Here is a 25986-nt window from a genome sequence, read left to right as displayed (position 1 = left end):
TGTAACAGTCTGTAACCCACAGAGATCACGTTTTTTATATCATTTTGCTATGAATATTTTAGGTTCAGATCCTTTCTTCTTGAATATGCAGATTTGTGAGTGTTTTGTCAGTTCAAAGGTGCATAGACACTGAGTTTTATGTTGGTTTTTGTTACTCAATTTTTAAGATAGTAACTTACCTCACCATCTTGTTGATACAGGTGTAAAAAAGGCCCCAATAGTGCAGCAATAATCTGTGCACTATTGGAGCCTAAAACGAATTCATTGGAGGATGAAGTCGTGTTTACGCACTAGCAGGACAATAAGTCGTTATCCAGCAAGTTAGCGCACGATTACAGTGCGATAACTTGCGATTGGTAAGGTATGGCGATTACTGCGCACAATTACAGCGCATTAGTGAAGATCTGACAGATCTCCGCATGGGTCGCTTGTTTTGGATTGGTGAATCCACAGGCATCTTTTAACGCGTTATCCGCAAGTGTTGGAATATCTTCCGCTTTCACGCCTAACAAGGTCAGGTTTTCTGGGATCTTAACCGCAACAGACAGTTTTTTGATTGCCGCTATCGCCGCACTAGCACCTTGCTCATCTGTCATCGCAGACACATCGACACCCATAGCCTTGGCAATGTCTTTTAAGCGAGCAGGGACGACCTGGGCGTTGTATTCCTGCACATGTGGCAGCAGCAGAGCGTTACACACGCCGTGGGGCAGATCGTAGAAACCGCCTAATTGGTGCGCCATCGCATGCACATAACCTAAGCTGGCATTGTTAAACGCCATACCTGCTAAGAACTGGGCGTAGGCCATTTGTTCACGGGCGTTGATGTCTTGACCGTTTTCAACTGCGTTGACTAAGTTAGCTTGAATCAATTCTATGGCCTTGATCGCACAGGCGTCGGTGATCGGGTTAGCTGCAATAGACACATAGGCTTCAACCGCGTGAGTCAGTGCATCCATACCGGTTGCGGCCGTGAGGCTCGCAGGCTTTTTCAGCATGAGCTCAGGGTCGTTGACCGACAGCAAAGGCGTGGTGTGTTTATCGACAATCGCCATTTTAATGTGGCGGGCTTCGTCGGTAATGATACAGAAGCGCGTCATTTCACTGGCAGTACCTGCCGTCGTATTAATGGCCACTAACGGCAACTGTGGTTTTGCGGATTGATCTAACCCTTCATAGTCTTTAATGCTGCCGCCATTGGTGGCAACAAGGGCGATACCCTTGGCGCAATCATGGGGTGATCCACCGCCGAGTGAAATCACAAAGTCACACTTGTTGGCTTTTAACAGGGCTAAACCCGCTTCGACGTTGGTCACTGTTGGGTTAGGTTGTACGCCATCATAGATGGTGGAGGTAATGCCATTTTGACCGAGTTTTTCGGCCACTTCACCGACTAAGCCAATCTTGACTAAGGGTTTATCTGTCACTATGAGTGCGTGTTTAAAGCCTAAGGTTTTGATGTCACCGATAGCATCATCCACTGCGCCCTGGCCTAATACGTTGACAGAAGGAATAAAAAATTTAGCAGCCATAAAATCCACCTATTTGCTTGTAAAGATTAAGTTGTGTTCTTTTCTGGTGATCAAGCTACCAATTTGGAGGTAGTGAAAGTGTGAGCTTGATCGAGTTCGGCGCTTATCTGAGGGTAATTTCCCACTAAAGTTGGAACTGGGTAACTAAATTTCGGACTTTTATGACGGGTATTAGTGTTGGCGTACGATATGGTTTTTTAGCGTTGTTAGCGCCCCTTGTGATGCATCATTTCTGTGCATTTTTCGTTTACTTTTTATCCCACTTTTTATCCAGAGTTTGACGGCTCAATTGTTAAATCTAACAGAGGTTAAACCTCATGAATACTCTCATTTGTAGCATTAACTCCAATTAATTAGTTTGATATCTAATATTGATTTATGCGTACTGCTGTGGTTGTGGTAGGGCCGTAAGTCAAAGGAATCTATAGTTTTATCTTGTTTTTACAGATTAATTCTTTTTTACATAACTAACTTGTGAGCTTTGTCACTGTGGCATTTTAGGTTGATAGTTACATCACTAATCATTATCATGATTGTTAATTGAACGTTCAATTAACGTCGTTCAGAGTATTGAGAGAGTGGTTATTCCTTGAGTATTTATGCCTAAAGCCGCAATGAAATTGATACGCAGACAGCAGCTTATCGATGCGACATTAGCATCGGTTGCCTTGCATGGATTGCAGCACACGACCATCAACAGCATTAGTCAGTTGGCGGGGATGTCGTCGGGGATCATCAGTCATTATTTCAGTGGTAAGCAGGGCTTAATCCAAGCGACGCTGCGCCACTTGCTTGAGCAGTTAAAGCAAGCGTTGCTCAATCGAATCCAAGGACAAGTGTTGGCGCCAACAGAGCGCTTAATGATGATAGTTGAAGCGAATTTTACCGAGTTACAACGCTCGCGAAATGTCACTCACACTTGGCTGAGTTTTTGGGCACAGGCCGTCCACGATCCCCAGTTAGCCCGTTTGCAGAATATCAATAGTCGCCGCTTATACAGCAACTTATATTTTTCCTTTCGGCACGTGTTGCCTAAAGAGTTTGCCCTGATGGCTGCTGAGCAAACGGCGGCGATGATCGATGGATTTTGGTTACGCAGCGCTTTAAGTGAAACCCCTGAGCAGGATTTTGTTCAGGCCGAAAAATTATGCAAAACCTTTATCCACAATGTGATAAAGCAGCATGGAGTCAAAACATGTCAGTAGAAGTACAGTACAACTTTATTGCGGGTCAGTTGCTCGCTAACGATAGCGGCGAAACCTTCGACGTCGTCAATCCTGCCACTGGGCAATTGGCGTACCGAGTGCAAGTGGCCGATGAAAAAATTCAGCAAGCGGCCATCGAGAGCGCCAAAAAAGGCTTTGCGATTTGGTCTGCCATGAGTGCCACCGAACGCAGTCGTATTCTGTTAAACGCGGTTGCGCTATTGCGCTCTCGTAATGATGAACTTGCGGCAATCGAAGTGTGCGACACAGGTAAACCTTGGCAAGAAGCCTCAGTGGTTGATGTGGTCACAGGCGCAGATGCTATCGAGTTTTTCGCCCATATTGCCCCTGGGCTTGAAGGCGCTCAGCAGCAAGTCGGTGGAGATTTTTATTACACCCGCCGTGAGCCCTTAGGTATTTGTGCTGGCATTGGCGCCTGGAATTATCCATTACAAATCGCCTGTTGGAAGGCCGCTCCTGCATTAGCCAGCGGCAATGTGATGATTTTTAAACCTTCGGAAGAAACGCCGCTTGGCGCACTGAAATTAGCGCAACTCTTAAGTGAAGCGGGTTTGCCCGATGGCGTATTTAACGTCGTGATGGGCGATGGCAAGGTTGGCGCTTGGTTAACGGGACATCCGGATATTGCCAAAGTGTCTTTCACTGGTGAAGTCGGTACTGGCAAAAAAGTCATGGCCGCAGCAGCAAGTTCATTAAAAGACGTCACTATGGAACTCGGCGGTAAATCACCGCTTATCGTGTTTGACGATGCTGATATCGACAATGCCGTTTCAGGTGCCATGCTCGGTAACTTCTATACCCAAGGTGAAGTCTGTACCAATGGGACGCGAGTGTTTGTTCATGAGTCGGTTTATTCACGCTTTATCGAAAAACTGCTCGCCCGTACCCAAGCCAACATTGTGGTGGGCGATCCTATGGCGCCAGAGACTAACTTTGGCGCCTTGATCTCCAAAGCTCACCAGCAAAAAGTGCTCGATTATATTCAGCAAGGTATCGACGATGGCGCAACTCTGCTCACCGGTGGCACAGCATTAACACCTGAAAATGCTCCCAATGGTTACTTTGTTGCCCCGACGATTTTCACCTATTGCACCGACGAGATGCGCATCTGTAAAGAGGAAATCTTTGGCCCTGTAATGTCCGTGCTTACCTTTAAAGATGAAGCCGAAGTGATTGCTCGGGCAAACAATACCGCCATGGGCTTAGCCGCTGGGGTGTTTACCCAAGATATCAGCCGTGCTCATAGGGTCATTCATCAGTTACAGGCGGGTATTTGCTGGATCAATGCTTATGGCGCCTCGCCAGCCGAAATGCCTGTGGGTGGCTATAAGTTGTCGGGCATTGGCCGTGAAAACGGTAGCGAGACACTCAAGCATTACACCCAAGTTAAAGCCGTTTATGTGGGTCTACAGCCCTTAGAAAGCCCATTTTAAGGAGGCATTTTGACTCAGTCATTAGAGCAAAAATATTATAACTACATCATAGTTGGCGCAGGCTCAGCGGGTTGTGTGCTCGCCAATCGCTTGTCAAAGGATCCTAAAAACGAAGTGCTGTTATTAGAAACCGGAGGCAGTGATAAGAGTATCTTTATTCAAATGCCGACGGCGTTATCAATTCCGATGAACAGCCCTAAATATGCTTGGCAGTTTGAGACGCAGCCTGAGCCGTATTTAGATAATCGCAAGATGCATTGTCCTCGGGGCAAGGTGCTTGGCGGTTCATCGTCGATCAATGGCATGGTATACGTTCGTGGTCATGCTAGGGACTTTGATGAGTGGCAGGCGCAAGGGGCGACCGATTGGGATTATAGCCACTGCTTACCGTACTTTAAGAAGGCGGAAACCTGGGCCTTTGGTGGTGATGAGTATCGCGGCGAGTCTGGACCGTTAGGCGTGAATAACGGCAACCAGATGCAAAATCCCTTATACCAAGCCTTTGTGGATGCGGGCATTGCGGCGGGGTATTTATCGACCGCCGATTATAATGCCGCGCAGCAAGAAGGTTTTGGCCCTATGCATATGACGGTCAAAAAAGGCGTACGCTGGTCAACCGCCAATGCCTATTTACGCCCAGCGATGGCTAGACGTAACCTCACGGTTGTGACCCACGCTTTAGTGCATAAAGTGTTATTGGAAGGACAAACGGCTGTTGGCGTTCGCATTGAACACAAAGGTAAAGTTGAAGATATTCGTTGTAACAAAGACGTGATTTTAGCTGCTGGCTCAATAGGTTCGCCGCATTTACTGCAATTATCAGGCATTGGCGATCCCCAAGTATTGGCCGATGCAGGGGTCGAGTTACAACATGAGTTGCCCGGTGTTGGTCAGAATTTACAGGATCATTTAGAGTTTTATTTCCAATTCAAATGCCTTAAACCGATTTCACTCAATGGCAAGTTAGATCCTTTCAGCAAGTTCTTAATCGGTGCCCGTTGGATCTTAGATAAGTCTGGCCTAGGGGCCACAAATCACTTTGAATCCTGTGGTTTTATTCGCTCAAAAGCGGGTCTGGAGTGGCCGGATTTACAGTACCACTTTTTACCTGCGGCCATGCGTTACGATGGCAAAGAAGCCTTTGCGGGTCATGGGTTTCAGGTACATGTGGGCCATAACAAGCCTAAGAGTCGTGGTGCCGTGACCTTAGTGTCGGCAGATCCTAAAGCGCCACCTAAGATCCAGTTCAATTATTTACAGCATCCCGATGATATTGAAGGCTTTAGGGCCTGCGTGCGCTTAACCCGTGAGATCATCAATCAAGCGCCATTCGATGAGTATCGCGGTGAGGAAATTCAACCCGGCACACAAGTGCAAACCGATGCGCAAATCGATGCCTTTGTGCGTCAATCGGTTGAGAGTGCATATCATCCTTCTTGTTCGTGCAAGATGGGCACAGATGCGATGGCGGTGGTGGATCCCGAAACCCGCGTGCACGGATTGCAGAATTTACGGGTGGTGGATTCTTCTATTTTCCCGACTATCCCGAACGGCAATTTGAACGCGCCGACCATCATGTTGGCCGAGCGCGCCGCGGATCTGATTTTAGAGGCTGAGATGTTAGTGCCAGCAGATTCCGCCGTTGTGGTTGCCGACGCTTGGCAAACCACACAAAGAAGTACTGCGACAAGTTAAAGCCATAAGTTAACAACACGCCTGCTCAGTCCGTCGAATCGACGGACTGGCGGCTTCAATTTTGAAGTGACTCATTAATTGATGACTCAAAAGGGTCATTATTCATTTTATCTAAAGGGTCGGTCAGCCCGCAGTGAGTGTGCAAATGACCGCTTTCACGACTGATCATCTATCAGGGTTTAACTATCGCGGAGTGTTTTTAAGTAGCGATATTTAAGGCTTGAGGGCAGAACGTTGCCTTTAAAAATGGATCAGTTTTTATTATTAAATAAAAACATGGAGTTACATTTTATGGGTTTATATCCAGATGCCGACTTATACCCAGTATCGACTGGGACTGAGTGCTCATTATGACTTGGTTATTATCCGCAGGGATACTGTTCACTTTTGCCGCGATTGCGTTTGTGATTTATCGCTGGGGCAATATTCGCTGTATCGGCGTGACGCCTGTGCGTACTTTTACCTTTATCGCGATTCTGTTTACCTCAGGACTTGATGTCGGCTTGATCATGTTTCCGCTCACCGAGTTTGCGGGTTACGTCAATGTGGCGGCGAGTCCTGAATACGGCTTTAGTAATCCGCTGGCGATTGAGTTTGGCTTCTGGGCCTTCTTGATTTGGAGCTTCTACTTTTTAACCTGTTTTTATTTTTGTGTCATTGAGCCTAGGGTGAGATTCTTCGATATTCCTTGGGTCAAGTTCATCAATAATGTGGTGATTATTGGCACCTGTGCCTTTACCGCCTATTTGTTATTAAGCAATTTGCCTTGGTATTTACCCGAATTAGGCGATGGCGAAACCATAGTCAGTAGCTTTTATCTCATCGTATTTATGGTGATCGCCGCGGCTGTGTATTCCAGCACTAGCATACGTTATGTGCGTATCTTGAGTCTGGCGAGCACTTGGTTATTTTTAGGCTTGATTGCCATGATGTGGGCCAGTGCATTTTTATCGGCTGACTCGAGTGTGGGCGAGTTCTTTACGACCTTTGCCATGTTAGGTGACTACTTCGGCAATATTCAACATTTTGTGTTACCCATCAATGACTACCATGAGTTTTATCTGTTCTGGTGGTTTGCGTGGAGCATTATGATCGGTCAATTTACCTCGCGCTTTGTCGGCGGCATGAAAACCTATCAAGTGCTGTTGGCCATGATGGTGTTTCCGTCTATCCCCATCGCTATTTGGTTCACTGTACTTTATTACTACAGTGCCAATGGGTTAGATACCTCGGGCTTCTATAATCTGGCGATGGTGATCGTGGGAATTACCTTTGTAATCAATTCACTCGACTCACTGGTGCGCCTCTATACCGACAATCTTAATTTGACCATTGAGCGGTTAGGCAAGTTTAAATATGTCAGTTTTAACTTAGTCTTGCTCTGCAGTCTGACATTACTGTTTCAATTAGACTTTCTTCAAATTCAATGGGTTGGTGCAATCGCACTGGGCCTGATCTTTAGCTGTTTTGGTTACATCATGATGACGCAATTGCAAACTGTTCGTGCCATTGAGCGCTCGCCAAAAGAGAACAAAATCGACTTTACTAAAATTGAGCTAGCTAACTAATGGAAAAATTAATAATGAAATCAAAATGTTTTTATCTTGTCGCCGGCGGATTGTTATTAGTGTCAACAGCGGCCAATGCCGGATTATCGGCCACTGTGACGGCGACGTCGGATTACACTTTTAACGGTGTCAGCCAAACGGACAACGGCCCAGCGCTGCAAGGCAATTTGGATTACGGTTTTGATTCGGGATGGTACGTGGGTGGCTTTACCTCGAACGTCGACTTTGGGGGAAACGACAGCACTTGGTTGGAACTCGATGCCTATGCGGGTAAGTTTTATCAGCTCAATGAGCAACTGAGTTTCGATGTCGGACTGGCTTATTACACTTACCACGGCGAGTCGTTTTCCGATGAGTACAACTATCCTGAGCTGTATAGCAAGTTAGGATATGATAGTTCACTGGGTCACTCTGAGGCTAAGTTGACCTATACATGGGATTACTTTGGTTTGGGTGGTGAGCATTACACTATGTTGCTTGGCCATACGATTAGCGTTGCCGAAGGGCATGATATTCGCTTTAGTGTCGATCGCTCGACATCACTTGATGAGGATAAATGGTCATGGGATGGTGGCAAATCCTTTAATCATTTCCGTATCGCCTATCTGACCAGTTGGAGTGGCTTTGATTTCAGTCTTGCCGCCGAAGATACTAGCATGAACTTAGATACCAGTGACGAGCGTCTAGTGTTGTCGGTATCGCGTCAATTCATGTTGTAATCTAAGGGACTTTTACCATAAAAGTGCCTCCCGTGGGTGAGTTCAGTCGCGCTTTCTGGTAAGGTGCACTCGTTGCTTAGAATGGGGAGAATGAAAAGAACGATGGAAAAGTACGAACAACTGCTTATTTCGCTGCGCCGAGTGATACGCGCTATCGACATTCATTCTCGCCAGCTGAACAAACACTCAGGTTTAACTGGGCCGCAATTGATGGTGATGCAGAAAATCGCCCAATTGGATGCGCCATTGGCTAAAACCGTGGCGGAAGAAATTACGCTGAGCCCTGCAACTGTGACGACCATTATCGATCGACTCGAGGGCCGTGGTTTAGTGATCCGTCTGCGCAGTGAGACTGACAAACGTAAGGTGCATTTATACCTTAGCGATGCGGGCCGAGCGCTGTTACAGGACTCACCTAAACCGCTACAGGATCATTTTATTAAGCGTTATCAGAATCTTGAAGAATGGGAGCAGAGTCAATTGCTCTCAGCCGTTGAGCGTATAGCGACTATGATGGACGCCGATAAAATTGATGCGGCGCCTATGCTCTTGGTGGGGAAGATCCAAGGGGATGAGTAATCGTTTAGCTCATGCTTTAAATTGATTAGACGTTAAAATCGATTAGATTTTAAAATGAAAAAGCACTGAATCTTCAGTGCTTTTTTGCTTTTAGTTAGATGTCGTTTAGCTGTGCGTCTTTTAGATGCTTAAGCAGCAGGGCAGCTTGTTTTAGCAACAGAGTTAATCAGGATTTCTTGCACTGGCGTATTAGCAAAACCACCGCTGTTTTTTGTCGGTACTATGCTGATTTGATCCGCCACATCCATGCCGTCGACCACTTTGCCAAACACGGCATAACCATAATTACTCACAGACGCATCCAAATGTGGATTATCTAACACATTGATAAAGAACTGTGATGTTGCAGAGTTAGGATCATCCGTGCGAGCCATGGAGATAGTGCCACGTTTGTTGCTAATACCGACAGCGGCTTCATTCTTGATGGGGGCATCGCCTGGTTTGCTTTTGAGCCCAGTGGTAAAACCGCCGCCTTGGATCATAAAGTTATTAACGGTTCTATGGAATAAGGTGCCGTTATAGAAAGACTTATCAATATACTGCTTAAAGTTTTTACCTGTGATTGGCATGTTAGTTAAGTCAATGGCAAGTGTGATATCGCCTTTCGTGGTTTTCATTAAATAACACACATCCGCAGCTAAGGCTGGCGGCGTGGGATCGGGTGTCGGTGGCGTCGGCGTTAAATCACCATCTGTACTTCCTTCACAACCCGTCAAGGCTATGCAGCCGACAAATAGTAATCCTGATAACTTCTTCATTTCATATCCTTATTCTCAATCATCATTGGGGTGTTTTTGCTTTAGCATTCCATGGGTTTGAGCCTTTGGCGTATATGCTAGGGCATATCAGGTTCCATGAATTTAATGTTGTTATTATGTTTCTATGCTGTAGCGAGACGAGATGTTGACAGAGGAGAGATAGGCTATTCAAGTTATAAAACACAATTGATACAAAGTGTTGCACTGATATCTGTGGTTAATATGTCACCTGACTTATTTGTTAGTATTAGTCTGAATGTAATGACATAAAAATGACTTACGTTTGTCATGTTATTTCTATCCCTTTGCTCTTCACTTATTGCATGCTTTAGGAGCCATGCTTGCCCTCTTGCTGAACGCATGCCCCAATTTAGTGCATTCCACTCTTTATATCCTGATAGCTACTGAGCGCCAACTTAACTGAGTGCTTCTAGTAAGTTACTGATTTTTTGAAAAAGTTTTTTGTTATTTCTCTGAAATATTTATGTCATCTTCTTGTTACTTTTCGTTGGCATGGTTACTGTATATCTAAAGCTATGGATGAGCGGTCGCGGGGGCGACAAAATATGGGGCTGGAAAAGTTGCTGTATTTGCGGGGAGTTGGAGCAGAATTTACTGATTGTTTTGGCCAAAATATCCATATTTCCGAGGTAGACAGGCAAGGTATCTTGACCTGTATGTTACAGGAAAAAAACAGCGTGGCAGGGACTGCCATTGATGCTCCTGCTACAGAAGCGTTATCGAGTGATGCTGGGCTGACCTGTGTCGATACGGTATTGACCGAAGCACTGATAGCGTCGCAAATTGATTTACTGGATGCCCGTCCTTGGACTCAGGTGCTACCTGAATTCCATTGGTGTTTTGTGGATGAACCTTGGATAAGCCTTTGTTTACCGGAAACCTACACCTCAGATCTGAGTGTGGCGATTGAATGCGAACAGGGTGAGTCCATTGTATTCGATGTGCCTTTCTCGGCGCTTAAGTCCATTGGCGATTACCGCATTGAACAAACGCTTTATCTACACTATCGCCTTGATCTTACGCAACTGGGATTCGCACGCCTCGATTTAGCTGAGGCCAAGACCCAAGCTTTCCCTGACAACTTAATGCCCGCCGAGACTGAAGCGGTGAATTTAGCGTCCTATTTCCTGAGCAGCCAAGAGTTTACTAACAACCCTGCCTTAATCAAAAACCAAGACTCATTTGCGCATGCAGCCGACAAAAATGCGAGTGATTTCTCTGTGTTAGGTTTGGGCTTTCATCGCATAGCCTTAAGCTTAAAACATGCCCTATCGACAAGTGCACAAGCGGCAAGCTCTGCGCTAGAGAGCAGTGTGACGGCTGAAGCTGATACCAGCACTTTGTTCTCTGGCACCTTAATGGTGGCGCCGCGGGCCGCCTACCAAGGCGTACTCACGGCTGTCGCCCAAGGTAAACGCCATAAACCTTGGGGGATCAGCGTTCAACTTTACAGTTTGCGCAGCGAGAGCCAATGGGGCATTGGCGACTTTGGTGATTTAGAACAACTGATCGGGCTGGTGGCGGCGCAGGGCGCGGATTTTATTCAACTCAATCCCTTGCATGCCCTCGATATCGCGGCGCCAGAGCATCCGAGTCCTTATAGTCCGTGCGATCGCCGCAGACTTAATCCTCTTTATATTCAATTACAAAGCGTTCCTGAATACCAAGCTCTTGCCACTGAATTTTCAAGCGCTACTTGGGTAGAGGCTATCGCCTTACTGAATCGTGATAATTGGCTCGATTATCCTAAAGTGAGCGAGCTGAAATACCGTGCCTTTGAGCAGTTATATCGCGTTTTTTGTGACACGCATCTGGCGAACGACACGCCCAGAGCGCAAAGATTCCATGAGTTTGTGCGTGAGCAGGGCAGTGCGCTACAAGAGTTTGCTCAAGCGGAATATTTACGTAGTCCTAAAGCGTTTGTGCAAGAGGAAGGTTTCTATCTTTACCTGCAATTTGTGGCTGAAAAGCAGTTACACCTCTGTCAGCTAAAAGCTAAAGAGGTTGGGATGGGGCTGGGATTGATCCGTGATTTGGCCGTCGGTGCAGCGCTGCAGGGCAGTGAAGTACAGGCTAATGCCGAGCAGTTTTGTTTGAATGCCAGCATAGGTGCACCGCCCGATCCCTTTGCACCCCAAGGACAAAATTGGGGCTTAACGCCACTCGATCCTGTGAAGTTAAAACAACATCATTTCAGCCATTTTATCGCCTTGATCCGCGCCAATATGGAAAGCTGTGGCGCCTTGCGTATCGATCATGTGATGGGCTTACTGCGACTCTGGTGGTGGCCGCTGGATAAGCAACTCGGTCACGGTGCCTATGTGTATTATCCCGTCGAAACCTTGCTTGCCATCGTTTGCCTTGAGAGCCAACGTGCTCGCTGTGTGGTGATTGGTGAAGATTTAGGACTGGTGCCACCTGACATTATTCATCGTCTCTACACTTCTGGCATTTATTCCAACGAGTTGTTCTATTTCTGCAAAGACCATCAAGGCTTTAAATCACCGGATCAATATAAGTCCCAAAGCTTAATGATGCTGGCGAACCACGATGTGCCGACTTTAGTCGCTTGGTGGTATGGCAGTGATTTACACCTGCGTCGACAGTTATCCCTGTTTGAAACTGACGAGCAGCTAGGCGAGGCGCTCGCTGGGCGTGAACATGAAAAGCAGCAACTCATTTCACTGTTAGTTGCTCAAGGTCTGTTAGCCGAGGCGGCGATAGCCGAACTCGATATTCAAACCTTACTCACGGCTTGGATGACCTTAGGAGCTCGCGGCAATAGTGCGCTATACAGCGTGCAACTGTGCGATTTATTAGCCGATCGCCATGCGGTGAACATTCCCGGTACTTGGCTCGAATATCCAAATTGGCAGCGTCGCCTGCCGCTGAATTTAACGCAAGTGTCGACTTCGCCAGAGATACTGCAGCGATTACAAAATATCGCTGTGGCGAGACAGCTACCGAGCTAAATCTAGCACCAGCGAAAGGCTGCCTAAGTCGCACCACATTATGCCATCCCTAAAGATTAGATTATTAGGGGGTGTTATGTGGGTAAAGAGTGCCAATTTGCAAGTTTAATTGACTGATAAACGGAAGAAAAATGATGACTCAAGCCAATGCCTATTTCTACGATGGTGCCGACGTCGCCCTACTTAATGGTCAATACACTGATGTTTTTTCGCTCTTGGGTATGCACAGTGCCAACGAGGGTAAGGCATTAATTGTTCGTTGTTTTTTTCGCAATGCCCTCAGTGTGGATGTGATCAGCATTAAAGATGGCCGCAAAGTGGCGAGTCTGGACAAGGTCAACGAGCAGGGACTGTTCGCCGGCACTTTGGGACGACGCGTCAAGCCGTTTCTCTACTTGCTACGGGTGGAATATCCCCTGTGTCAGTTAGATATAGTCGACCCTTATCAGTTTAATTCACTGCTCAATAGTGATGATATTTACCTGTTTGGTGAAGGCAGCGCCGAGCGCGCCTATGAATTTTTAGGTGCCAACTGGCGTCAAACCCAAGGCGTCGAAGGTGTGCATTTTTGTGTGTGGGCACCCAATGCTAAGCGGGTGTCTGTGGTGGGAGATTTTAACCATTGGGATGATACTCGCCATGTGATGCGCCAACATATTGCCAATGGTTTATGGGAGCTATTTTTACCCAATGTGGCTGAAGGTGCACACTATAAGTTTGATTTGGTTTATCAAAATGGTGAGCGCCATACTAAATCCGATCCTATGGCAACCCAAATGGAATGCGCGCCCCACAATGCTTCTATCGTGCCCCCAAAAGCCCACCATAGCTGGAATGATACCGCTTGGATGAGTAAGCGAGCGGCGACTGCTTGGCATAAAGCGCCCATGTCGGCCTACGAAGTGCACTTAGGTTCGTGGCGTCGTAAGGGAGAGCAAGGCGAGCAATATCTTGATTATCAAGACTTGATTGAACAGCTTATTCCCTATGTGAAGGAGCAAGGCTTTACCCACATCGAACTGATGCCGATCAGCGAGTTTCCCTTTGATGGTTCGTGGGGATATCAGCCAGTGGGTCTCTATGCGCCGACCCACAGATTTGGCGATGCCAATGGGTTAAAGGCCTTTGTGAATGCCTGCCATCAGGCGGGAATTGGTATTATCCTCGATTGGGTGTCGGCGCATTTCCCTAAGGATCCCCACGGCTTAGTGCGTTTCGATGGCACATGTCTGTATGAGCATGAAGATCCTCGCAAGGGCACACATCCCGATTGGGATACCCTGATTTATAACTATGATCGCGGTGAAGTGCGCAGCTTCTTGTTGAGTAATGCTTGTTACTGGCTGCGGGAATTTCACTTTGATGGTCTGCGTCTCGATGCCGTGTCTTCTATGTTGTATCTCGATTACAGCCGCGAGCCGGGCCAATGGCTGCCTAATGCCTATGGTGGACGGGAGAATCTCGAGGCTATCAGTTTCTTACAAATTTTGAATCAACGCTTGTACCAAGCTTTCCCCGGCATTTGCATGATTGCCGAAGAGTCCACCGCTTTTGCGGGGGTGACTAAGCCGACGGATCAGCAAGGTCTTGGCTTTGGTTTTAAGTGGAATATGGGCTGGATGAACGACAGCTTAAGCTACTTAGGCCGTGACCCGCTTTACCGCCAGTTCCACCATCATCAATTGACCTTCAGTTTAATGTACGCCTATACCGAGCAATTTATGTTGTCCGTGAGTCACGATGAAGTGGTCCACGGCAAGGGGTCGTTGCTGCATAAAATTCCCGGTGATGATTGGCAGAAATTTGCAACTCTGCGTGCCTATTACGGTTTTATGTGGGGGCATCCAGGTAAGAAATTACTCTTTATGGGCTGCGAGTTTGGTCAGCGAAATGAGTGGAACCATAACCAGAGTTTAGATTGGCACTTATTGGCTTACGAGCCGCACCAAGGCGTCCAGCGTTGGCTTAAAGATCTCAATCACTTATATCAAAAAATGCCCGCCTTATCGGTTCAGGATTACGAGGGGGCAGGATTCAGTTGGCTAGATTGTGAAAATAGCCGCGACAGCATCTTTACCTTTGTGCGTTACGGCTTAGCGGGTGATGCGCCGTTAGTGTTTGTCATCAATATGACGCCCCAATTGCACACTGGATTCCGTATTGGTTTGCCCTTGGAGGGGGATTACCGCGAATATCTTAATAGCGATAGCCAGATTTATGGTGGCAGTAATCAAGGTAATGCGGGCACTGTGGTTGCTGAGTCGCTGCCGTGGCAAGGAATGGCGCAGAGCGCGCTGATCACTGTGCCGCCCTTGGGCTGCCTAGTGATAGGGCCTGCAACTGGATTGGCTGAGGCTAACTAGCATGCAAAAGCCCACGGCTGATGATATTAAGCTCAACCCTGACGCTAAAAACCACCCATTTCAAAGCGAAAAATGGGCGTTAGGGGTAGGTGAGCCTTTTCCGCTCGGTGCTAATGTTGAGGGCGATGGCGTTAACTTTGCGTTATTTTCAGCTAACGCCACAGCGGTCGAGTTATGTTTATTTGATGACAATGGCGAGCAAGAAGTCGCGCGTATTGCGTTAACTGAACAAACCCAGCAAATCTGGCATGTGTTTGTGCAAGGGCTTAAGGCGGGGCAACTCTACGGTTATCGCGTTTATGGCTCCTATGAGCCTCAGCTTGGTCACAGATTTAACCCCAATAAATTATTGCTCGACCCCTATGCGCGCCAGCTTGTCGGTGAATATCGCGACCATGAGTCTAACTATGGTTACGAGCTGAACCACATGGATGAAGACTTATCTTTCAGCAAGTTAGATAACGCTGCCTATGTGCCAAAATGCAAGGTCGTGGACATTCGTCCATTAATCGAGATAGCTGCCAAGCAGTCGATTCAGCCCCTTGCGTCGAGGTTTCAGCCCAAACCCCTAGAGCGCAGCATCATTTATGAGATGCATGTTAAAGGCTTTACGGCGGCGCATCCGGAGATTGAACCCCATAAACGTGCCACCTTTGCGGGTTTAGCGACTCAGCCGGCTATCGATTATTTGGCCGAACTTGGGGTGACGTGTGTCGAGTTACTTCCTGTACAGGCCTTTTTCACTGAGCCATTTTTGCTCGAGAAAAAGCTCACTAACTATTGGGGTTACAACAGTATCGGCTTTTTTGCCCCTGAGCCGAGTTATCTGTCATCCGACGATATTGGTGAGTTTCGGGCCATGGTGGATGCACTTCACGGGGCAGGTATCGAAGTGATCCTCGATGTGGTCTATAACCACAGCGCAGAGGGGAGTCGCCTTGGGCCTACCTTTAGTTTTCGTGGCATAGATAATCTCAGTTACTACCGCCTGCATCCTAACGATAAGCGTTTTTATATTAATGATACGGGTTGCGGAAACACCTTAAATATCAATCATCCACGCATGTTACAGCTCGTACTAGATTCGCTGCGTTATTGGGTAGAAATCATGGGTGTCGATGGGTTTCGCTTCGACTTAGCGGCTTGCTTAGGTCGCGAAGCCTATGGTTTTGATCCCGGCTCAGGTTTCTTCGATGCGCTGTTGCAAGACCCTGTTTTGTGCCGAGTGAAATTAATTGCTGAGCCTTGGGATATCGGCCCTGGTGGTTATCAATTGGGCAATTTCCCCGTGGCTTTTAGCGAATGGAACGACAGATATAGAGACACTATGCGCCGCTTTTGGCGCGGCGATCACAGCATGTTGCCCGAATTTGCTCGGCGTTTTCACGGCTCGGGGGATTTTTTTGAGCACAGTGGCCGTCCACCTGCGACTAGTCTTAATTTTTTAACCAGTCACGACGGTTTTACCCTTAAAGACTTAGTGAGTTATACCCAGCGCCATAACTTGGCAAATGGGGAGGATAACCGCGATGGTCACCAAGAAAACTTCAGCCATCATTATGGGATTGAAGGGGAAACCAAAGATAGATCAATTCTGGCACTTCGTGGTCGTCAACAACGTAACTTATTGACTACGCTATTTTTATCTCAAGGTGTGCCTATGTTGTTGAGCGGCGATGAGACAGGCCGCACTCAGCAAGGCAACAATAATGCCTATTGCCAAGACAATGAATTGAACTGGTTTGATTGGTCTGCAAAGGGCATGGACACTGATCTGTTGGCCTTTACTCAACAGCTTATTGCCCTGCGGAAACGTTTCCCGCTGTTATGTGCTAAGCGCTTCATTCACGAACAGTTATTGGCCGAGTCCTTAGCCGATATTGGTACTCGATTAGATTGGTTTAGTCGCCAAGGTGAACAAATGACCAAGAGCTTGTGGACCGAATCTATGTGCCGCAGTTTGTCTGTGGTGCTTTCCGGTGATTTAGAAGATCAAGGCAAGCAGCAAGCTTTGCTGTTGATGGTTAATGCCGACGACAATCCTCTCGCTTTTACCCTGCCGACTTTTGAGCACTTGAGTCCGTGGCAATGCCTTATTCATACCCAAACTGAGCCGCTGGATGTTCAGATCTCTGCGACGCGATACTTACTGCAAGATCGTAGTCTCATGCTTTTTCATGCTGATTTGATTTTATAGGAAATGAAGGAATTAACTATGAGTGACAAAAGCGAGCTGAGCCCCAATACCAGCGAAAAACCAGTAACACTAGCTCAGTCAAAAGCCGCGAGCAAGAAGGCGCCAGCTAAGCGTCAGACTAAGTCTAAAGCCGCTGAGCCCTGTGAACCCTGCGATGCTTTGCCCGCTTCTTTTGAGCGCCATTTACGTTATGGACTCAGCCGTGGCGAAGGCGTGAGCTGCGAATTATTTCAAGCGTTAGCTTACAGCGTGAAAGAACAGATGCTAGATAATTGGCGTCAGACCCGAGTGGATGACAGCCATTTTAAGCGCAAGCAAGTGGCGTATTTATCCCTCGAATTTTTGATGGGCCGAGCACTAGGTAATGCACTACTGAGTTTAGATTTGCAACAAGATAGCCGTGATGCCTTGAGCAACTATGCGGTATCGTTAGAAGAGTTAGAAGAGGCCGAACATGATGCCGGTTTAGGCAACGGCGGCCTAGGTCGATTAGCCGCATGTTTCCTCGATAGCTGCGCCAGCATGGACTTATCAGTGACAGGCTATGGCATACGTTACGAATATGGCATGTTCGCCCAGAAGATCGTCGACGGTTACCAAGTTGAACGCCCTGACCGTTGGTTGCGCGAAGGCAATCCGTGGGAAGTGCGTGTCCCTACCCACAACGTGATTGTGCCATTTTTTGGTCATACCGAATCCTATGTCGATAAACAAGGCCGTCGGCACATTATTTGGGTTGAAACCCAAGATGTGCTCGCCGTCGCCTATGACATGCCTGTTCCTGGTTATCGCAATGGGCGGGTAAATACCCTGAGATTGTGGAAGGCTGAAGCGACCGATGATTTTGATTTAGCTGAGTTTAACCAAGGCGACTACACGGAAGCCGTGGCCCGTAAAAACTTGGCCGAGCAGATCACTATGGTGCTCTATCCTAATGATGCGAGCGAGAACGGCAAAGAGCTGCGATTACGTCAGCAATACTTTTTATCCTCCGCTAGTTTGCAGGATTTACTCAAACGTTGGGTGAGTCGTCATGGTCATGATTTTACGCAGTTTGCCGCTAAAAATGTCATGCAGTTGAATGACACTCACCCTAGCATTGCCGTGCCTGAGTTGATGCGGTTATTGATCGATGAATACGGTTTGGAATGGGACAGTGCATGGGCGATTACCAGTCAGACCATGGCTTACACTAACCATACCCTGTTGCCTGAAGCATTAGAGCGTTGGCCCGTGCGTATGATGGCGCAAATGTTGCCACGCATCTTAGAAATTATTTATGAAATCAACGCCCGTTACTTAGATATAGTCGCCCACCATTGGCCAGGAAATAGTGAGAAATTGGCGAGTATGTCAATTATTCAAGATGGTCCACATCCCCATGTGCGTATGGCGTATTTGGCGATTGTGGCGAGTTTCTCGGTCAACGGTGTCGCGGGTTTACACACGCAACTACTCAAATCTGGGTTGTTTAAGGATTTCTATGAGTTGTGGCCGCATAAGTTTAATAACCGTACTAATGGTGTGACGCCAAGGCGTTGGCTTGCCCATTGTAACCCTGCCTTAGCTAAGTTACTGACCGCCCATTTAGGTCAAGAATGGGTGACAGACTTAAGCCAGTTAACGGCGCTCAATGCTCTCACACAGGACAATGCGTTTATCCAAAAATGGCGTGATGTGAAGCAAGCCAACAAGGCTTTGCTGGCTAAGATGATTGTTAAGGAATGTGGGGTTGAGTTCGATCCGTCTATGCTGTTTGACGTGCAAGTGAAGCGTATTCACGAATATAAACGTCAGTTACTCAACATATTGCATGTGATTCATCTCTATCATCAGATCCAGCAAGGCCACACCGAAAACATGGTGCCACGTTGTGTATTGATCGGCGGTAAAGCGGCGCCCGGTTACTTTATGGCTAAGTTGATCATCAAACTCGCCAGCAATGTTGCTCATATGGTCAATTCCGATCCTATGGTGACGCCTTACCTACGCTTTGCTTTCTTACCAAACTACAACGTCAGCGCCATGGAAAAAATCTGTCCGGGGACTGATTTGTCCGAGCAAATTTCAACCGCGGGCAAAGAGGCATCGGGCACGGGCAATATGAAGTTCATGATGAACGGCGCCCTGACAATCGGCACTATGGATGGCGCCAATATCGAGATGTTAGAGGAAGTGGGCTCTGAGAACTTCTTCCTGTTTGGACTCAATGCGGAGCAGGTCTCGCAGGTACGTAACCATTATCATCCGTGCAGCATTATTGACGATTCACCGGCGTTATCTGAGGTGATGAAGTTACTCAAAAGTGGTCACTTCAATCTGCTTGAGCCGGGGATTTTCGATCCCATTATTGCCGCCATCGAAAGCAGCGACGATCAATGGATGACGGCCGCCGACTTTGACAGTTACCGAGTCGTGCAAGAAGCCGTGGCGCGGGCCTATAAAGATCCGCAGGTGTGGACGCAGATGAGTATTCGCAATACCGCCGCCAGTGGACGTTTTTCGAGTGATGGGACGATCGCGGGTTATCGCGATGAAATTTGGAAACTGTAAGGGCTGGGCTCTTGGTTATAAGTCTTGTTATAGCGGTTGAGTATAAGTGTTTGAAAGGAATGCAGTAATCAATGGAAGGAATGGGGAATGCAAGTGAGAAATACTCAGGGGAGTACGGCAGTGTCTGCCGTATCGATAAGCCATTTATGGGCAATCAGTTTGCCGATTTCGGAGTAAGAGCCTATGTCTAATGTTCGTTATATCAGTAATTTAACTCGTGAAACCTATGCGTTGATTTTAGCTGGTGGGCGCGGGTCTCGCTTGCATGAACTCACGGATTGGCGTGCTAAACCTGCACTGTATTTCGGTGGTAAGTTTCGTATTATCGATTTCCCGCTCTCAAATTGTATCAACTCGGGTATTCGTCGAGTCGGGGTTGTGACTCAGTATAAGTCGCATTCATTGATCCGCCATGTGATGCGCGGTTGGGGCCATTTTAAGAAGGAGCTGGGCGAGTCGGTGGAGATTTTACCCGCTTCACAACGCTATTCGGAAAACTGGTACCAAGGCACGGCCGATGCGGTATTTCAAAATATCGATATCATTCGCCACGAGCTGCCTAAATACGTGATGGTGTTGTCTGGCGATCACGTGTATCGCATGGATTATGCTGGGTTATTAGCCGCCCATGCCGAGTCGGGTGCAGATATGACAGTCTCTTGCCTTGAAGTGCCTATCGCCGAAGCTGCGGGTTCGTTTGGGGTGATGGAAGTTGATGAAGAGATGCGCATTTTAGGCTTTGAAGAAAAGCCGCTGCAACCTAAGCATTCTCCGGGTAATCCTGAAATGTGTTTAGCATCTATGGGCAACTATGTGTTTAACACAGAGTTTTTGTTTGACCAGCTCAAGAAAGATGCCTTAAACGAAAGCTCAGATCGCGATTTTGGTAAGGATATTATTCCTGCGATCATCGAAAAACATAATGTGTTTGCCTATCCCTTTAAGAGCGCTTTCCCGAACGAGCAAGCCTATTGGCGCGATGTGGGTACGCTAGATTCTTTCTGGCAAGCGAATATGGAACTGTTATCGCCCACGCCAGCACTGAATTTGTACGATGCGAAATGGCCAATTTGGACTTTCCAAGAACAATTACCTCCCGCTAAATTTGTGTTTGATGACGATGACAGACGTGGTATGGCGTTGGACTCGATTGTTTCGGGCGGTTGTATTATTTCGGGGGCGACAGTGCGCCGTAGCGTATTGTTTAACGAAGTACGCGTTTGTTCTTATTCGTTGGTTGAAGATTCAGTAGTGCTACCCGATGTAGTCGTGCTGCGCCATTGCAAAATCAAGAATGCGATACTTGACCGTGGCTGCATTATTCCCGAAGGCATGGTAATAGGTTATAACCATGATCACGACAGAGCTAAAGGCTTTAGGGTGTCCGAAAAAGGCGTGACTTTAGTGACCCGTGACATGCTAGGTTTGCCTGTAGGCTATGAATAGTGATTTGAGCATTAAAGTAAATTGATCATTAAAGTAAAAATGGCTTAGGTATAGGCAGCTTAATAAAAGCTGCACAGTTGAAGTAGCGGGAGTATCCAATTAATTGAAACAACGCATTTTGATGGTCGCGGCTGAAAACGGTGCCCTTGCGGGCGCCAAGGTTGGCGGTATGGCGGATGTCATCCGTGATTTACCCGCCGCTCTGGCGGGTGTTGATTTGTGCGCCGATGTGATCATGCCAAGCTATGGCTTTTTGACTGCGGTAGCCAATCAACCCCAAGATCTGGGTGAGTTAACTGTGGCCTTTGGCGGCCGATTGGAGCGAGTGCATGTGTTTGCCATGCCCCATTCCCATGTGCCAGAGGCGATGATTTATCTGCTCGAACATGCATTATGGCAATCCGTACCTGGGCAGATTTATAGCCAAGGCAGTGCCGAGCGTCCTTTCGCCGACGATGCGACTAAGTTTGCTTTCCTCTGCGCGAGTGTCGCGACAGCATTAGTTACTGGCCGAGTGCCTATGCCGACTGTGCTGCATTTACATGACTGGCATGCGGGCTGCTTAGCCATGTTAAGAGCATTCGTGCCTGAGTTCAGTGCTCTCAAAGAAATTGAGTGTGTGTTCTCTATCCACAATCTTGCGCTGCAGGGGATACGTCCCTTAAGCCAAGACTCATCCTCCTTTGCGGCTTGGTTTCCCGAGCTGTTTGCCACTTTGACGCAGGGGCAAAAACAGCTGATCACCGATCCCCGTTATCCCTACTGTGTTAACCCTATGCGCATGGGCATAGTGCTGAGCGACAAAGTGCATTTAGTCTCACCCAGTTATGTCAAGGAAGTGTTGCAGCCCTCCAAACCAGAAGCGGGATTCTTTGGTGGTGAAGGGTTAGAGCAAGACTTACAGGCCAAGGCCAATGACGGCAAAGTGGTGGGGATTTTAAATGGCTGTGTGTATTCGTCAGTATCGGATTTACCCGCTAAGCCACCTGCGCGTATTCAAGTACCCGAGTTTAAGCAATTGCTCAGTGCGGTTGAAGCTGCGTTAGTGCAATGGCAGGGGCATCAAACGCAAGTGAGTGGCGTGGACATGATTGCTTTTGCCCGCACCCAAGCCCATTGGCGTCAAGCAATGGCGGAGCAAGTACCGAGTCTGTTATTGACTTCGGTGGGCCGCTTGACCGATCAAAAAGTCTTACTGCTGCGCCATCAATTGCCCTCGGGTTTATCTGTGCTTGAGACCTTACTTAAAGCATTGAAGCAGACAAAACCGACGGCGCTGCTGATTTTACTCGGCAGTGGCGACGCATCGATTGCTAAGTCTTTCCAAGCGTTAGGGGCTAAATACGATAACCTATTATTTTTGCAAGGATACAACGAGGCGTTATCCGAAGCGCTGTATCAGCATGGCGATCTATTTTTGATGCCAAGTTCCTTTGAGCCCTGTGGCATCAGTCAAATGTTGGCTATGCGCGCGGGACAGCCATGTTTAGTGCATAGTGTAGGCGGTTTAAAGGATACCGTTGAGGATGGCGTTAATGGTTTTGCTTTTAACGGCAATAGCTTAAATGAGCAGGCCGAAGCGTTTCTGCAAAGGTTGATGCAAGCCATTGCTTGTTTCGAGGGGAAAACATGGTCACAAGTGCGTGCTGCGGCCATGGCACAGCGTTTTGACTGGCATTCTATTGCAGAGCAATATCGTCAACAACTCTATTGCAAAATGTAATGTGGTAAGTCCAAAGTGTGATGCGGCAAAGGGAATTAACGCATGATTTCTAAGTGATTCTGCTACACTTGTGGGGGAATGTTAAAATGGTATCAAGCCCCCTCATTTTTGGAGTCGCTCTCTGAGTTATGGATAAAGGTATTCTCTTTCCGTTAGTACAAAATGCGGCTTTATTGCTGGCGTTGGTCTTTTTGTACGACGTGATCCCTAAAAAGCATCAGCGGCAGTATTTTTTACTGTGGCGCATCATTATTGGGATGCTCATCGGTGGTATTGGTATCACTATTATGAGTACGCCTTGGGTATATTTGCCTGGCGTTTTCTTTGATACCCGTTCGGTTATTCTCTGTATTTCTGGTCTATTTTTCGGTGGTTTACCGACCTTAGTTGCTGTCGTGATGACGGCGCTGTATCGCATCAGTATCGGTGGCGCTGGTATATGGATTGGCGTCGGCGTGATAGTGTCATCCGGTTTAATCGGGGTGATCTGGCGTCAATATCGTAAGTCTCTGTTAGCCAATATTTCAGGTGGAGAAATTTTTCTCTTTGCCTATACCGTTCATATCGTGATGTTGTTGTGGTTCTTATTTCTACCCGATGGCATAGCAATGCCATTACTCGCCAAAGTGACCCTCCCAGTATTGACCATTTTCCCGATAGCGACTTGGCTATTGAGCCGCTTGTTATCGCGACGTTTTGAATTAGAGCGTGATGAACAAATTCGTCTGCAGGATGATTTCCTTTTTCGGAGCCAATTCAACGCGGGCAATATTGGTATTGCAATAACGGGGATAGATCAAAAGTGGATAAAGGTGAATCCACGGTTATGTCAAATGCTCAAGTATTCAGAAGCTGAATTGCTACGGATGACGTGGGCACAAATTACTCATCCCGATGATTTAGAAGCGGATGCCCTGAAATTTGAGCTTATGCTGCGGGGGGATATCGATAATTACGAGATGGATAAACGTTTTATCGTTAAAGACGGCAGCGTGGTTTACACCCATATGACAGTCGCCTGTAAGCGTGGTGGTAATAATGCCGTGTTGCTTGTTATTGCTGGATATTTAGATATCACCTCACAGGCCATTGCTGACCAAGAGGTACTTGCTAGTCGTGAGCAACTCGAACTGGTGCTGAGCAGTAGCGATCTTGGGGTGTGGGATTGGGATATTCGCAATGATCGTATCGAACGTAACGCCCGCAGCGCCGATATTCTTGGCTGCGATGTTGATATGCTCAACGCTAATAGTCGCCAATGGATGGATGCGATAGTCGCCGAAGACAGGCCTAAAGTGCTGCATTCGATTGAGGCCCATATTCGTGGCGAAACGGCGCAACATAAGATGGAGTACCGCTTAAATACCGTAAACCGTAAGGTGCGGTGGATCCTTGATACGGGTAAAGTCGTGAGCAGAGATGCAAACAACAATGCTCTGCGTATGTGTGGAACCTATACCGATATTACCGACGCAAAACTTATCGAAGAATCCTTAAAGTTGTCGGCACTGGTTTACGATAACAGCTCTGAAGCCATGAGTGTCCTCGATGAAAAGGGTGTAATTATTACCGTCAATGCCGCCTTTAGTGTGATGACGGGTTATCGCGAATTTGAAGTGCGGGACCAACATATTCGGCTGCTTTATTGTGACCTCAATGGCCGCGATTTTTACAACAAAATGAATAATGATATCCGCGAGAAAGGCCAATGGCAGGGGGAAATGTGGCAGCGGCGCAAAAATGGCGAAGAATATGTCATCTGGTTAACCATCAATACGATTAATGATAAAGAAGGCCATCCCTATCGACGTGTTGCCCTGTTCTCAGACATTACCGATAAGAAGCAAAATGAGCATCTGATTTGGAAACAAGCCAACTACGATACGCTGACGGGGTTGCCCAATCGGCGCATGTTGTTGGAGTATTTAAGCAGTGAAGTGAAAAATGCCGACCGCAATCGCAACCACTTTGCCTTACTGTTCTTGGACTTAGATTTCTTTAAAGAAGTGAATGACACCTTAGGCCATGCCATGGGCGATTTACTGCTGATAGAAACCGCGAGTCGATTGAAATCCTGTGTGCGTGATGCCGACGTCGTGGCGCGTCTTGGCGGCGATGAATTTACTGTGGTGTTAAGTTCGATGGAAGACCATAAGGGGATTGAGCGCGTCGCCGAGAATATTTTGCGACGAATTGCCGAACCCTATGTGTTAGGGGAAGAAACCGCTTATATCAGCGTCAGTATTGGGATTACTTTGTATCCCGATGATTCGACCAGTATTGAAGGGCTTCTCAAGCATGCGGATCAGGCTATGTATGCGGCGAAAGATCAAGGGCGTAATCGCTTCAACTATTTCACCCCATCGATGCAGGAATACGCCAAATACCGTATGCGCTTGATCCAAGACTTACGTCAAGCGGTCGTGAATAAAGAATTTGAACTGCATTATCAGCCGATTGTTGCCTTAGCAACGGGTGAAGTGACCAAGGCTGAAGCCTTGATCCGCTGGCATCATGCAGAGCGTGGTGCTGTGTCGCCTGCAGAGTTTATTCCTGTTGCGGAAGACACCGGCTTGATTGTTGAAATCGGCAATTGGGTGTTCGAGCAAGCCGCTCGCCAGAGTGCGGCGTGGCGTCATGAATTAGGGGTTGAAATCCAAATCAGCGTCAATAAATCCCCAATCCAATTTCGTGATGAAGGCACGCTGCTCAATGATTGGTTGAAGTTATTGCAAGATCTTAATATCACAGGCGCGGGCGTGTGCGTTGAAATTACCGAAGGCCTGTTATTGGATGCCAGTATGGGTGTAACCGAAAAACTACTGGCCTACCGCGATGCGGGTGTGCAAGTGTCGCTGGACGATTTTGGTACGGGCTACTCGTCACTCGCCTATTTGAAAAAGTTTGATATCGATTATCTTAAAATTGATCAATCTTTTACCCGCCATATTGATACCGATTCAAACGATCAAATTCTCTGTGAGGCGATAATCGTGATGGCCCACAAGTTGGGAATGAAGGTGATTGCCGAAGGTGTCGAAACCGATGCGCAGTGCCAAGTGTTGTTGGCTGCAGGCTGTGACTACGGCCAAGGTTACTTGTTCTCAAGACCTGTGCCTGCGGGTGAATTTAGCCAAAAATACTTACAGGATCCGCTTTTAGTCTCCCATGTCTGAGGAGATATTAACTTAGTGGCGATAA

15 protein-coding genes are annotated in these 25986 nt (G+C 47.4%); 13 read left to right on the top strand and 2 right to left on the bottom strand.

The window, feature by feature from the left end; all coding sequences use genetic code 11:
* Positions 1–383: 383 nt before the first annotated feature.
* On the bottom strand, positions 384–1532 hold the full coding sequence (gene yiaY, locus ACHA99_RS04370) for an L-threonine dehydrogenase (protein WP_393941254.1): 1149 nt from the start codon (positions 1530–1532) through the stop codon (positions 384–386).
* A 599-nt stretch (positions 1533–2131) separates the two neighbouring features.
* Between yiaY and betI the strand changes: the two genes are divergently transcribed.
* The 6 genes from betI to ACHA99_RS04340 all read left to right on the top strand — a co-directional run bounded on the left by betI (position 2132) and on the right by ACHA99_RS04340 (position 8752).
* Positions 2132–2737, top strand: coding sequence for a transcriptional regulator BetI (gene betI / locus ACHA99_RS04365; RefSeq protein ID WP_393941252.1), 606 nt, complete (start codon positions 2132–2134; stop codon positions 2735–2737).
* A complete protein-coding gene (gene betB / locus ACHA99_RS04360; RefSeq protein ID WP_393941250.1) occupies positions 2728–4191 on the top strand; it encodes a betaine-aldehyde dehydrogenase in 1464 nt (487 codons plus the stop codon). The genes betI and betB overlap by 10 nt, the downstream gene beginning before the upstream one ends.
* Positions 4192–4200: 9 nt before the next feature.
* Entirely contained in the window at positions 4201–5886 is a 1686-nt protein-coding gene (gene betA / locus ACHA99_RS04355) for a choline dehydrogenase (RefSeq protein ID WP_263200251.1), read from the top strand.
* 350 nt (positions 5887–6236) lie between these two features.
* The gene (locus ACHA99_RS04350; protein WP_393941248.1) at positions 6237–7454 is read left to right on the top strand and encodes a BCCT family transporter; all 1218 of its coding nucleotides are present in this window, start codon (positions 6237–6239) and stop codon (positions 7452–7454) included.
* Between the two features lie 14 nt (positions 7455–7468).
* Positions 7469–8173, top strand: coding sequence for a TorF family putative porin (locus ACHA99_RS04345; protein WP_212600354.1), 705 nt, complete (start codon positions 7469–7471; stop codon positions 8171–8173).
* A 102-nt stretch (positions 8174–8275) separates the two neighbouring features.
* On the top strand, positions 8276–8752 hold the full coding sequence (locus ACHA99_RS04340; RefSeq protein WP_006080852.1) for a MarR family winged helix-turn-helix transcriptional regulator: 477 nt from the start codon (positions 8276–8278) through the stop codon (positions 8750–8752).
* A gap of 128 nt (positions 8753–8880) precedes the next feature.
* Here the strand turns inward: ACHA99_RS04340 and ACHA99_RS04335 are convergent, their stop codons facing one another.
* Complete coding sequence (locus ACHA99_RS04335) at positions 8881–9510, bottom strand: peptidylprolyl isomerase (RefSeq protein ID WP_393941245.1); 630 nt, start codon at positions 9508–9510, stop codon at positions 8881–8883.
* A 566-nt stretch (positions 9511–10076) separates the two neighbouring features.
* Here ACHA99_RS04335 and malQ point away from each other — a divergent pair.
* From malQ to ACHA99_RS04300, 7 genes are all read left to right on the top strand, one after another.
* Positions 10077–12503 (top strand): 4-alpha-glucanotransferase, encoded by a 2427-nt coding sequence (gene malQ, locus ACHA99_RS04330; RefSeq protein ID WP_393941243.1) that lies wholly within the window; start codon positions 10077–10079, stop codon positions 12501–12503.
* 131 nt (positions 12504–12634) lie between these two features.
* Positions 12635–14866, top strand: coding sequence for a 1,4-alpha-glucan branching protein GlgB (gene glgB, locus ACHA99_RS04325; RefSeq protein ID WP_393941242.1), 2232 nt, complete (start codon positions 12635–12637; stop codon positions 14864–14866).
* 1 nt (position 14867) lies between these two features.
* On the top strand, positions 14868–17063 hold the full coding sequence (glgX, locus tag ACHA99_RS04320; protein WP_393941241.1) for a glycogen debranching protein GlgX: 2196 nt from the start codon (positions 14868–14870) through the stop codon (positions 17061–17063).
* An 18-nt stretch (positions 17064–17081) separates the two neighbouring features.
* Positions 17082–19616 (top strand): glycogen/starch/alpha-glucan phosphorylase, encoded by a 2535-nt coding sequence (locus ACHA99_RS04315; protein WP_393941240.1) that lies wholly within the window; start codon positions 17082–17084, stop codon positions 19614–19616.
* A gap of 183 nt (positions 19617–19799) precedes the next feature.
* Entirely contained in the window at positions 19800–21062 is a 1263-nt protein-coding gene (glgC, locus tag ACHA99_RS04310; RefSeq protein WP_006085131.1) for a glucose-1-phosphate adenylyltransferase, read from the top strand.
* A gap of 103 nt (positions 21063–21165) precedes the next feature.
* On the top strand, positions 21166–22785 hold the full coding sequence (locus ACHA99_RS04305) for a glycogen synthase (protein WP_393941239.1): 1620 nt from the start codon (positions 21166–21168) through the stop codon (positions 22783–22785).
* A gap of 128 nt (positions 22786–22913) precedes the next feature.
* A complete protein-coding gene (locus tag ACHA99_RS04300; RefSeq protein ID WP_393941238.1) occupies positions 22914–25961 on the top strand; it encodes an EAL domain-containing protein in 3048 nt (1015 codons plus the stop codon).
* The last annotated feature ends 25 nt before the right edge of the window (positions 25962–25986 follow it).

The sequence above is a fragment of the Shewanella sp. S23-S33 genome (assembly GCF_043359565.1).
GTDB classification, from domain to species: Bacteria; Pseudomonadota; Gammaproteobacteria; order Enterobacterales; family Shewanellaceae; genus Shewanella; species Shewanella oncorhynchi.
This window is presented reverse-complemented; position numbering and strand designations above follow the sequence as displayed.